The 12247-nt window shown below is 71.7% G+C and carries 6 protein-coding genes; 4 read left to right on the top strand and 2 right to left on the bottom strand.

Features of this window, described 5'->3' with window-relative positions; all coding sequences use genetic code 11:
- Positions 1-217: 217 nt before the first annotated feature.
- From FNH08_RS30485 to FNH08_RS30470, 4 genes are all read left to right on the top strand, one after another.
- Positions 218-2515 (top strand): (Fe-S)-binding protein, encoded by a 2298-nt coding sequence (locus FNH08_RS30485; protein WP_152774751.1) that lies wholly within the window; start codon positions 218-220, stop codon positions 2513-2515.
- Between the two features lie 102 nt (positions 2516-2617).
- Positions 2618-4138: an FG-GAP repeat domain-containing protein gene (locus FNH08_RS30480; RefSeq protein WP_152774750.1), complete on the top strand. Its 1521-nt coding sequence runs from the start codon at positions 2618-2620 to the stop codon at positions 4136-4138.
- A 143-nt stretch (positions 4139-4281) separates the two neighbouring features.
- A complete protein-coding gene (locus tag FNH08_RS30475) occupies positions 4282-5574 on the top strand; it encodes an FG-GAP repeat domain-containing protein (protein WP_152774753.1) in 1293 nt (430 codons plus the stop codon).
- A 191-nt stretch (positions 5575-5765) separates the two neighbouring features.
- Complete coding sequence (locus tag FNH08_RS30470) at positions 5766-7244, top strand: FG-GAP and VCBS repeat-containing protein (RefSeq protein ID WP_152774749.1); 1479 nt, start codon at positions 5766-5768, stop codon at positions 7242-7244.
- Here the strand turns inward: FNH08_RS30470 and FNH08_RS30465 are convergent.
- The gene (locus FNH08_RS30465) at positions 7153-8460 is read right to left on the bottom strand and encodes an acyltransferase family protein (protein WP_322725782.1); all 1308 of its coding nucleotides are present in this window, start codon (positions 8458-8460) and stop codon (positions 7153-7155) included. The genes FNH08_RS30470 and FNH08_RS30465 overlap by 92 nt on opposite strands.
- The gene (locus FNH08_RS30460) at positions 8453-12097 is read right to left on the bottom strand and encodes a bifunctional [glutamine synthetase] adenylyltransferase/[glutamine synthetase]-adenylyl-L-tyrosine phosphorylase (protein ID WP_407704483.1); all 3645 of its coding nucleotides are present in this window, start codon (positions 12095-12097) and stop codon (positions 8453-8455) included. Before FNH08_RS30460 ends, FNH08_RS30465 begins: the two co-directional genes overlap by 8 nt.
- Between the last annotated feature and the right edge of the window lie 150 nt (positions 12098-12247).

Genomic DNA, 12247 nt, shown 5'->3' with positions numbered 1-12247 from the left:
CACCCCACCCCACAGGTTGTGCCGATGTGCACCAATATGGGATGAAACCCCACTCAGGCAACCCTCAGCGACGCAGATCACCGCCCCGCTGGCTACAGTGCGGCACAAGAAGTGGGTAGTCTCAGACGGACTGCATAAGTTACCGCTTAGTAATGAGCTTCGGGGCGCGACGGCATCCGCCTCGGAGAAACCCCTCGCAGGCCCGAGGAGCCCCCAAATGCAACTCGCCGCGATCATCGTGTCGCTGGTCCTGACCGTGGTCGGCGTCGCCCTGCTCGCACGCGCCATCGGCCAGTTCGTCCGGTACTTCAAGCTCGGCCAGCCCATGCCCGCCGGAGCCCGTACCGACAACCCCTACGCGCGCAGCGTGACGCTGGTCCGCGAGTTCCTCGGCCACACACGCATGAACCGCTGGGGCATCGTAGGCGTCGCCCACTGGTTCGTGGCGATCGGCTTCCTGACGCTGCCGCCGACGATCATCACCGCGTACGGCCAGCTCTTCCAGGCCGACTGGACGCTCCCGGTCATCGGCGGCTTCCTGCCGTACGAGCTCTACATCGAGTTCATCGCCGCGATGACGACCCTCGGCATCGCCACGCTGATGGTCATCCGCCTGCTGAACCTCCCCTCGCGGCCGGGCCGCAAGTCGCGGTTCGCGGGCTCGAAGATGGGCCAGGCGTACTTCGTCGAGTACGTCATCCTCACCATCGGTCTCGCCATCTACGTCCTGCGCGGCCTGGAGGGCGCGCTGCACGACGTGGACCACTTCGAGGCCGCGTACTTCGCCTCGTACCCGCTGGTCCTCGCCTTCAAGGGCCTGAGCGTCACCGCGCTGCAGAACCTGGTCTACCTGTTCGCGATGATCAAGCTGAGCACGACGATGATCTGGATGATCACCGTCTCGCTCAACACCAACATGGGTGTCGCCTGGCACCGCTTCCTCGCCTTCCCGAACATCTGGTTCAAGCGGAACGCGACCGGCGAGACCGCCCTCGGCGGCCTGCAGCCCATGACCTCCGCCGGCAAGCCGATCGACTTCACCGACCCCGGCGAGGACGACGTCTTCGGTGTCAGCCAGGTCGAGCAGTTCTCGTGGAAGGGCCTGCTGGACTTCTCCACCTGCACCGAGTGCGGGCGGTGCCAGTCGCAGTGCCCCGCCTGGAACACCGGCAAGCCGCTCTCTCCCAAGCTGCTGATCATGTCGCTGCGCGACCACGCGCATGCCAAGGCCCCGTACCTCCTCGCCGGTGGCGGCAAGACCATGGAGGGCGAGGAGAAGGCGAGCGAGGAGCAGCTCAAGGACGTACCGGCGGCCGCCCTCGCGGAGGCCGAGCGGCCCCTCATCGGGACCGTGGAAGAGAACGGCGTCATCGATCCCGACGTGCTCTGGTCCTGCACCACCTGCGGCGCGTGCGTCGAGCAGTGCCCCGTCGACATCGAGCACGTCGACCACATCGTGGACATGCGCCGCTACCAGGTGATGATCGAGTCCGCCTTCCCCAGCGAGGCCGGCACGATGCTCAAGAACCTGGAGAAGAAGGGCAACCCCTGGGGTCTCGCCAAGAAGCAGCGGCTGGAGTGGCTCAAGGAGGTCGACTTCGAGATCCCGGTCGTCGGCAAGGACATCGAGGACCTCAGCGAGGTCGAGTACCTGTACTGGGTCGGCTGCGCCGGTGCCCTTGAGGACCGCGCCAAGAAGACCACCAAGGCGTTCGCCGAACTGCTCCACATCGCGGGCGTCAAGTTCGCGATCATGGGCGGCGACGAGAAGTGCACCGGTGACTCGGCACGACGCCTCGGCAACGAGCCCCTCTTCCAGGAGCTCGGCATGGAGAACGTCGCCGCCCTGAACATGGCCTTCGGCGAGGACGACGAGGACGAGAGCACCAAGAAGCCCAAGTCCGCGAAGAAGATCGTCGCGACCTGCCCGCACTGCCTCAACACCCTCGGCAACGAGTACCCGCAGCTCGGCGGCGACTACGAGGTCATCCACCACACCCAGCTGCTCCAGCACCTCGTCGACGAGGGCAAGCTGATCCCCGTGACCCCGGTCGAGGGCATCATCACCTACCACGACCCGTGCTACCTGGGCCGCCACAACAAGATCTACACGCCCCCGCGCGAGATCATCGGCAAGGTTCCGGGCCTGCGCAACGAGGAGATGCACCGCCACAAGGAGCGGGGATTCTGCTGCGGTGCCGGTGGTGCGCGGATGTGGATGGAGGAGCGGATCGGCAAGCGCATCAACAACGAGCGTGTCGACGAGGCCCTCAGCCTCAACCCGGACATCGTCTCGACCGCCTGCCCGTTCTGCCTCGTCATGCTGACCGACTCCGTCAACGGCAAGAAGAACGATGGCAAGGCCAAGGAGTCCATCCAGGTCGTCGACGTCGCCCAGCTGCTGCTCGACTCCGTCAAGACCCCGGCCCAGGAGGAGGACGAGGGGGACGACGGTGAGCCCCCGGCGGGCACGGCCGACGCGGAGAACGAGCCGGAGCCCCAGCCGGTCAAGTAAGCGCCGGTCCAGCAGCGGCCCGCATAAAGGCTCGTACACGAACGCATAACGGAACACGCCATCTCCCCGCACCGGGCGGAGAGGTGGCGTGTTCTCGTACGTATGACGCGTACGACGGGCAAACGGACACGGGCGGCGATACGAGTACGGACACGCACCCGAACCACTGCTGTGCTCCTCACCGCCGCCCTCCTGTTCGCCGCGACGGCCTGCTCGGGTTCGGAGGACGATGCCCCGCCACGGGGCGAGCGCCCGGCCGCCGGCAAACCCGCGGCCGACCCGAAGGCCCTCGACACCGGCGACTTCAACGGAGACGGCTACGACGACTACGCGGGCTACGTGGTCGCCTCCTCCAAGGGCGCCGACAAGCGGTACTCCACGCACCTCGTCATCGTCTACGGCTCGAACGAGGGCCTGCATCCCGGGTGGTCCCGGCACTACACGGACGTCGCGGGCGGGGAGCTGTTCCGCGCCGACCTGGACGGGGACGGCTACACCGACCTGCTCGCCGGGAGACCGGACATGACGAAGGAGGGCACGCCCTACGAGAACAGCATCGGGGCCTATCCCGAGCGGTTCACCGGGGCGACGGGCGCCCGCGTGTGGTGGGGCGGCCCACGCGGGCTGTCCGAGCCGAAGGACCTGGCCGTGCCGAAGGACACCCGGCTGATGGCCGTGGCCGACTTCGACGGGGACGGCCGCACCGACCTCCTCGACGCGGGCTTCAAGAAGTCCCCCGACCGGCCCACGGTCCAGGACGCCACCGACGGCCGCATGCTCCTCGGCCCGTACGACCGCAAGGGCGCCCCCGCCCGCGCTGTGCCCCTCGACCTGGGCCAGGACGGCTGGGCCACCCCGGCCCGCACCACGACGGGCGACTTCGACGGGGACGGCCGCGCCGAGGTGCTCCTGCACTACGAGTGCGTGGACTACGAGGACGAGACGACGCCGCCCTGTGAGCAGATGGAGATGCGGGAGGGCGCGGCCGACGGCAGCCTTCCTGCGGATTCCCTTCTGAAGGCCGCCCTGTCCGACCTGGACCTGTGGAACGGCTTCGACGGGGTCACGGCGGACGTGGGCGACGCCGACGGGGACGGCCTGGACGACCTGCTGATCAAGGACAGCGTCGGCAGTGGCGACGGCGTCCTGCGTGTGCTCTACGGTGCGAAGGCGGGCCTCGGCGCGGGGCGGGACGTGGCCTCGGTCGCGCCGGACGTCGGTGGCGGCTTCGGCTCCCCGGCCGCAGCGGGCGACATGACCGGTGACGGCCGGCCCGACCTGTTGGTCAGCGCGCCGAGCTTCCGCAACCACGACGGCCGGCTCACCCTCGTCCCGGGTACCTCCGACGGCAGCCTCGCCCCGACCGACCGCGCGACCAGCATGGACTCGAAGACCAAGGGCCTGCCGGGCACCCGCAACCCGTACGAGTGGAACGACTTCACCGCCGACCCGCCCCTCCTCGACGTGAACGGCGACGACCACGACGACGCGGTGCTGTTCCTGCCGCTGTACGAGAAGCGCAAGGGCATGTTCCTCGTCGTGTACGGCACGGACGAGGGCCTGGATCCCGAGAGGACCAGCCACTTCTCACCGGCCGATGTCGGGGTGTCCCGAAAGCTCTGAACGCGTGGGGGCGGGGGGCCACTTGGCGCACCCTCCCCTTACCGCTCCACTCGAACACGTGCATGATGGCTCGGTTGTTGTCATCGGTGCGGGCAGGGTGGACGGTTCGGATGGGGTGGACGGTGCGCGGGCGCAGAACAGGTATGTGGGTGACGGCGACGCTGACAGCCGGATGCGCCCTCCTCACCGCCTGCGGATCCACCCAGCACAGCGACGCCCCCGCGAAGAAGCCCGGCCCCGTGACCGTGGCGAAGGCGCACGCGCGGGTGCCCGTGCCGCGTGGGGACGGCAGCAAGGTCGCCGACGACTTCAACGGCGACGGCCACCGGGACCTGGTCCTGAACGACCTCGTCAAGCAGCAGAGCCACGCGGACGACGCCGGCATCGGGATCGTGTACGGCACGAAGGGCGGACTGCGGCCGGGCGCACGGCAGTTGCTCTCCCCGGCCAAGCAGGCCGCCGCCACCAAGGGCCGGCTCCCCGCGGTCTTCGACGCCGAGGAGAGCTGCGACCTGGACAAGGACGGCTTCACCGACCTCGTAGTCTCCACCGACCCGCCGTACGACGGTCAGGGTCAGCCTCCCGTGCCCCTGCAGGTGCTGTTCGGCTCGCCGGGCGGCCTGACCGGCAAGGCGGTCAAGCTCTCCGTCCCCGCACGCGCCAGGGCCGGCAACGACTGGCCGGACCAGCCGGTGTGCGGCGACTTCGACGGGGACGGCGCGAACGACCTGGTCCTGCACGCCTCGACCAGCCAACTCTCCTACCTGCGCGGCCCGTTCACCCGCAAGGGCGCCCCGCGCGCGGCCGGGCAGCCGCTCACCGCACCGGGCAACGTCCCCACCGGCCCCGCGGCCGACGTCAACCGCGACGGCTACGACGACCTGCTGGTCCGCGAGGGCGGCGACGCGTCCCCGTCGAGCGTCGTGTACGGCGGCGCGAACGGCCCGGCCCGCACCGGCTTCGCGCTCCCCGCGGGAGCCGACGTCGCCTTCGGCCGTTTCGGCAAGGGCGAGCGCGCGCTCGACGCCGCGATCGGCTCCCAGGGCGAAACGTCTCTGCGGTACGACCTCGCCGGCCCCCGGACCGCCGCGCGCGGCTCGCTCGACGTACCCGGCACGGTCCTCGACACGGGCGACTTCGACGGCGACGGGTTCGACGAACTCGTCTCCAGCGGCTCGCGGTTGAGGGTCTTCCGGGGCCGTACGGGCGGGCTGTCCGCCTCGGCCGCCTCCGCCGTCATCACCGTGAAGCCGCCCGCCACCGGCACGACCCGCGTCCTGGCGGTCGCCGACCTCACCGGGGACGGACGTGCCGACCTGGCCGTACGCACCTACCGGGGCGAGACGAAGGACACGGTCGCGGTGTACCCGGGGCGGAAGAACGGGGTGGTCGCCGCCGAGCCACAGGTCACGTTCTCGACCGCCGAGTTCCTGTAGGGCACCAGCTGACGAACCGGGTCGAAGAATTTCTCTCGAACTCCCGTACAACCCTCCCCCACCCCTGTGGGTCTCCTGTTAGCCGACCGCCTCACGAAGCCCGGGAGAACTCCGGGCGAACAGGGGTGGCACGGCACCCCATTGATGTGTGACGCCCACCAGGCGTCCCGTGTGCCGCAGGAGACTCCCGCATGCACAAGCAGCACCTGCGACTCGCCCTCGCGACGGCCACCGCGGCCGCGCTGACGGGCGGTCTGCTGACGTTCTCGGCCGTGACGGCGACGGCGGCCGACTCGGTCCACCACCCGGTGGCGGACTTCAACGACGACGGGTACGGCGACGTCGCGTACTCGGCCGGCAACGCCACCGTCGGCGGCAAGAAGGGCGCCGGCCAGATCGTCGCCCTGTACGGCTCGGCGAACGGCGTGACGTCCGCCAACCGCACCACGGTCAGCCAGAACACCACCGGCGTGCCCGGCAGCGCCGAGACCAACGACGCCTTCGGCTGGGGCAGCGCGTACGGCGACTTCAACGGCGACGGCTTCGACGACCTCGCCGTGACCGCGGAACGGGAGGACGTCGACGGCGACACGGACGGCGGCACGGTCGCGATCCTGTGGGGGTCGTCGAGCGGTCTGTCGGGCGGTACGACGCTCGCGGACCCGGCGCCCTCCTCCCACGACCGGTGGGGCAAGTCCCTGGCCGCGGGCGACTTCGACGGCGACGGCACGGAGGACCTCGCGGTCGGCTCCACGTCGAGCACGGTCTGGGTCTTCAAGGACGGCATCAGCAGGTCCGGTACCGCGGGCGGCCGTTACACCGTCAAGCCGCCCGTCCAGTCCGGCGACGGCACGGGCCCGCTCGTGCTCAACGCCGGCGACGCCAACGGCGACAAGCGGACCGACCTGATCGTCGACGGCTACGAGACCGACAGCGAGTACGGCTGGAACGCCAACTTCTACGTGCCCGGCTCGGCCTCCGGTCTGACCACGGCGTCCGCGCAGAAGCTGAAGCCCGGCATCATCACCGGCATCGGCGACATCAACGGCGACGGCTACGGCGACATCGTCACGGGCGAGTCCTGGGACCCGTCCAACGACCCGGACGTGCCGTCCGTGCCCGAGTCCGCCACCGGCGGCAAGGTCCACCTCATCTACGGTTCGGCCGACGGCCCAGCCACGGCCAGGTCCGTGACCCAGAACACCGGCAACGTCCCCGGTACCTCCGAGCGCGGCGACGGCTTCGGCGGCGAGCTCTCGCTGGGTGACATCAACGGCGACGGCTTCCAGGACCTGGTGGTCGGCGCGGCGGGCGAGAACCTGAACGGCGTCGTCGACGCGGGCGCGGTGACGGTCCTCTACGGCTCGTCCTCCGGCATTCGCACGAGTTCGGGCTACCAGTACTTCGCCCAGTCCACGGCCGGTGTCCCCGGCTCGGACGAGAAGGACGACTTCTTCGGCAACGAGGTGAAGCTCACCGACGTCACGGGCGACGGCAAGGCCGACCTGACGATCGGCGCGTTGGGCGAGAACGGCTTCAACGGCTCGGTGGTCTACCTGCCCTCCAACGGCACGAAGATCACGGCGACCGGCTCGCGTTCCCTGTCGACGTCCGCGGTCGGCGTCTCCACGGACGCGTCCCCGGTTCTCGGCGGCAACGCGGCCAACTGACCCGCACCACCCGCGAGCCCCGGCGAACGCGGGTGGCACGTGAGCGCCCGCCCCTCTCGTAGCCGTGGAACGCGGCCCAGCAGACCAGCAGCGCGAGGGCGAACACCGGCAGCCAGGCCACGCGGGCCGCCACCCACGCCAGGCCGTCCGGCGCCGTGTGCAGGCCAGGGAGGCGGCCCCAGGTCAGGCCCACGGCGGTGGTCGCCATCAGGGCCGTCTGGTGCCAGAGGAAGACGGTCATCGCGGACACGTTGACGAGGGCGACCGCCGCCCAGGCCACCGGGCGCCTCATCGCCCGGCGCAGGGGGGCGCGCAGCAGCAGCGCCAGGCCGCACTGCGCGAGGCCGAACGTGACGGCGGTCAGGGTGGGCGGATTGAGGTTGGACACGGCCGCGCCGGGGACGCCGACCATCGACGCGGGGTAACCGGCCCAAGTGACCAGGACGGCCGTCACCACGCCGCCGCCCGTGAGCAGGATCCAGCCCGCGCGGCGGCGGTCCAACTCGCCGCGTGTCCAGGCCGCGCCCAGTGTGTACGGCACCAGCCACCCCGCCGCCAGGTTCACCCAGCCGAGCCAGGACGGGCCGCCGAGGCCGAAGCGTATGAGGTCCACGTGGAGGACGACGGCCAGCGGCCACAGCGGGTTGAGCCGGGTCAGCAGCGGGGTCGCCGCCGTCAGCACGGCGAAGACCAGCAGGAACCAGAGCGGGGACAGCGCCAGCTTCACCAGCGTGTGCACGGTGCCCATGCCCGCACCCGTCAGGAGCAGGCCGGCCGCCACCACCGTCCACAGGACGAGGACGGCCGCGACCGGCCCGAACAGGCGGCTCAGACGGGTGCGCAGCCACTCCCCGTACCCCGCCACTCTCGACTCCGCTCCAGCGGGAGGCGCCCCCACCCCGCGCGCGCGTGCCGCAGCGTAGCTCTTCGTCGCCACGTGGCCGCCCACCAGGAAGAACACGGCCAGCGTCTGGAAGACCCAGGAGATCGGCGCCAGCCAGGGCATGTCCCGCAGCGGGCTCGCGGCGCGCAGCGCTCCACCGTCCGCGACCAGCGCGGTCACCAGCCAGTGGCCGAGGACTATGCCGAGTATCGCGAACGCCCGCAGGGCGTCGACGGCCCGGTCCCTCTCCGGAGGAGTGGCCGCGTCGAGACGACGGGCCGTGGTGCGGATGTGCTGGATCACCGGCCGAAGCGGTGTGGCCGACTCACGCACGGGTCACCTCCGAGGTGTCGCCGAGGACGATCCGGGCGAGGTTGTCCAGGGAGACGGAGCCCGGGCGGAAGTAGTCGCTGTGGCCGCCGTCGCCCGCCGCGAAGACACGGGCGCCGAAGGCCGGGGAGACCGGGTCGGTACCGAAACCGACGGTGGTGCCGAAGAGGTCGGCGCTCGTGTGTGGCACGTCGGCGATCCAGTCGTCGGCGCCCCGCGCCGCCCACACGCGCGCGGAGGTGTGCAGCGCTGCGGCACTGTTCGCGCCCGTGCCGGGGCTGCCGACGAAGACGAGGTCGTCGACGTGGGCCGCCCCCTGGAGTCCGGCGCCCCGGTGGTCCGAGCGCTCCGCCGCGCGGGCGCACACGACCGAGCCGTACGAGTGGCAGAGCAGGGAGATGCGGGCGTCCTGGCCGACCAGCCCGCGCAGCTCCCGTACGAACGACTCCAGACGGGGTGCCGCGGACTCGGCCCGGCCGGTGGTGAGAACGGTCGTGCTGACGGTGCGCGGGGCCTCGTAGCCGAGCCAGGCCACGACGGCGGTGCGTGGACGGTGCGCGCCCTCGCGGGATCCGGCCGCGACCTCGTCCATCAGGGCTGTCGCGCCCGCGCGGAAGCGGTCCCACGTGTCCAGGGTCGTGTCGGAGCCGGGGACGAGGACGGCCACGCGCTCGGCGTGCGCCAGGTCGCCGAAGACCTCGACGGCCTGTCCGGAGCCGCGTCCGTCGAAGGAGAGGAACTGCCGGGAGGGCACGGCTATGGACCAGTCCGCCGCGGCCCGCTCCCGGTCTCCGTGAGCCGCGGCCATGCGCGCGGCCTCCGCGGCGTTCGCACGGTTCGCCGCGTACGCCTCGTCCAGCGTCGCCGCGTCCTCCTCGGCGATCAGCCCGGCGGCGCACGCGGCGCCCAGGGCGCGGCGCGTGCGGGTGGTGCGCAGGGCCGGTTCCGCCCAGCCGTGGCGGAGCTGGAGGAGCTGGACGGTCCACTCGACGTCGGACAGCCCGCCGCGCCCCAGTTTGGCGTGCAGCGTGGGATCGGCGCCGCGTGGCAGCCGCTCCGACTCCATACGGGCCTTGAGCCGCCGGATCTCCCGTACGGCGTCGTCGCCCAGCCCCTTGGCCGGATACCGCAGCGGGTCGACGAGGTCGATGAAGCGGCGGCCCAGGTCCTCGTCGCCCGCGACGGGCTCGGCGCGCAGCAGTGCCTGTGACTCCCACACCAGCGACCAGCGGCGGTAGTACGCCTCGTACGACGTGAGGGTCCGGACCAGCGGCCCGGACTTGCCCTCGGGCCGCAGGTCGGCGTCGATCAGGAGGGGCGGGTCGGCGCTGGGCAGCTGGAGCAGCCGGCGCATCTCCTCGACGACGGTGTTGGCGGCCCGTGCGGCCTCCTGTTCCTCCACCCCGTCGCGCGGCTCGTGCACGAAGAGGACGTCGGCGTCGGAGCCGTAGCCCAGTTCGTGCCCGCCGAACCGGCCCATGCCGATGACCGCGAACCGGGTGGGCAGCGTGTCGCCCCACCCGTCGCGTACGACCGCCCGCAGCGTGCCCGCGAGGGTGGCCGCGGTGAGGTCGGACACCGCGCCGCCCACCAGCTCCACCAGCGCGCCCTGGTCGGCGTCGCCCGGTGCCTCCTCGGTGCCGTAGGAGGCGACGATGTCGGCGGCGGCCGTGCGGAACAGCTCGCGCCGGCGCACTCCGCGGGCGAAGGCGACCGCCTGCCCGGGGCCCTCGGAGCGTCCGACGGCGGCGAGGATCTCCTGTTCCAGGTGCTCGCGTTCGCGGGGTTCGAGGCCGCCACCCCTGCCGTCGCCGTCGCCGAGCAGGGCGACGGCCTCGGGGGCGCGCAGCAGCAGGTCGGGGGCGAGGCGGCCGGCCGACAGCACACGGGCGAGGTTCTCGGCGGCGGCGCCCTCGTCGCGCAGGAGCCGCAGATACCAGGGGGTCTTGCCGAGGGCGTCCGAGACCTTGCGGAAGTTCAGCAGGCCCGCGTCCGGGTCGGCCGAGTCGGCGAACCAGCCCAGGAGGACGGGCAGCAGGGTGCGCTGGATCGCGGCCTTGCGGGTGACGCCCGACGCGAGGGCCTCCAGGTGCCTGAGCGCCGACGCCGGGTCAGCGTACCCGAGGGCGACCAGCCGCTCGCGGGCCGCGTCGGCGCGCAACCGGCTCTCGCCCGGGGCGAGCTGGGCGACGGCGTCGAGCAGCGGCCGGTAGAAGAGCTTCTCGTGCAGACGCCGTACGACGGCCGCGTGCCGCTTCCACTCGCGGTTCAGCTCGGCGACGGGATCCGTGCGCAGGCCCAGGGACCGTCCGATGCGGCGCTGGTCGTCCTCGGACTCGGGGACGAGGTGGGTGCGGCGCAGCCGGAACAGCTGGATGCGGTGCTCCATGGAGCGCAGGTAGCGGTAGGCCTCGTCGAGCTGCACGGCGTCGGCCCGCCCCACGTACCCGCCCGCGGCGAGAGCCCCCAGCGCGTCGAGCGTGGTCCCGCTGCGCAGTGACGTGTCCCCGCGCCCGTGCACCAGCTGCAGGAGCTGCACGGCGAACTCGACGTCGCGCAGGCCCCCGGGGCCGAGCTTCAGCTCGCGCTCGATCTCGGCGGCGGGGATGTTCTCGACGACCCTGCGCCGCATCTTCTGCACGTCGGGCACGAAGTTCTCGCGCTCGGCGGCCTTCCAGACGAGGGGTTCGAGCGCGGCGATGTACTCCTCGCCGAGGTCGGTGTCCCCCGCGACGGGTCGGGCCTTCAGCAGGGCCTGGAACTCCCAGGTCTTGGCCCAGCGCTGGTAGTAGGCGAGGTGGCTGCTGAGGGTCCGTACGAGCGGCCCGTTGCGCCCCTCGGGCCGGAGATTGGCGTCGACGGGCCAGATGGAGCCCTCGACGGTCGTCTCGGAACAGATCCGCATGAGGTGGGAGGCGAGTCGGGTGGCCGCCCGCAGCGCCTTCTGCTCGTCCGCGCCGTCCGTGGCCTCGCCGACGAAGATGACGTCGACGTCGGACACGTAGTTCAGCTCGTGGCCGCCGCACTTGCCCATCGCGACGACCGCGAGCCGGCACAGCGCGGCGTCCTCGGGCGCTGCGGCGCGGGCGAGGGCGAGGGCGGCGCGGAGGGTCGCGGTGGCGAGGTCGGCGAGTTCGGCGGCGGTCTGGGCGACGTCGGTGGTGCCGCACACGTCACGGGCGGCGATGGAGAGCAGGCAGCGCCGGTAGGCGACGCGCAGGGAGACCGGGTCCGTGGCCTCGGCGAGCCCCCGCTCGAACTCCTCCACCCCCGGGTGCAGGTCCTCCGGCTCGTACATGACGAGCGCCTGCCAGTCGTGCGAGTGCCGGGCGAGGTGATCGCCGAGCGCGGCCGACGCGCCGAGCACACCGAGGAGCCGGTCCCGCAACGGCTTCGCCGCGATCACCGTGTCCAGCAGCTCGCGCCGCGCGGTGCGGTCGGGCTGCGCCTCCAACAGCCGGACGAAGCCGAGGAGCGCCAGGTCGGGGTCGGCGGTGGCGCCGAGCGCGTCGAGCAGCACCGGGTCGTCCTTGACCGGCGTCAGCTCGGTGCTCTCCAGGAGCCGCTCGGCGGCCGAAGGATCGGTGAAGCCGTGCCGCAGCAGCCGCGAGAAGGTACTGCTCCTGCGCCCCGGCGCCATCATCCCCGGCCTCCCCTGGATCAAGCTCGGATCAAGGTCGTACGGCCCTGAGCGTAGTCGCTCCGCTGGGTTGGGGGAGGTCGCGGTTGTGGGTGGGTACTGCGGGACGGTGGACGGCTGCGGGTTGTGTGTGGTTGCTCGCGCAGTTCC

It is taken from the genome of Streptomyces spongiae (assembly GCF_009377185.1).
Taxonomy (GTDB): domain Bacteria; phylum Actinomycetota; class Actinomycetes; order Streptomycetales; family Streptomycetaceae; genus Streptomyces; species Streptomyces spongiae.
Note: the sequence above shows the minus strand (reverse complement) of the source record. Positions and strands in the feature narration are given on the sequence as shown.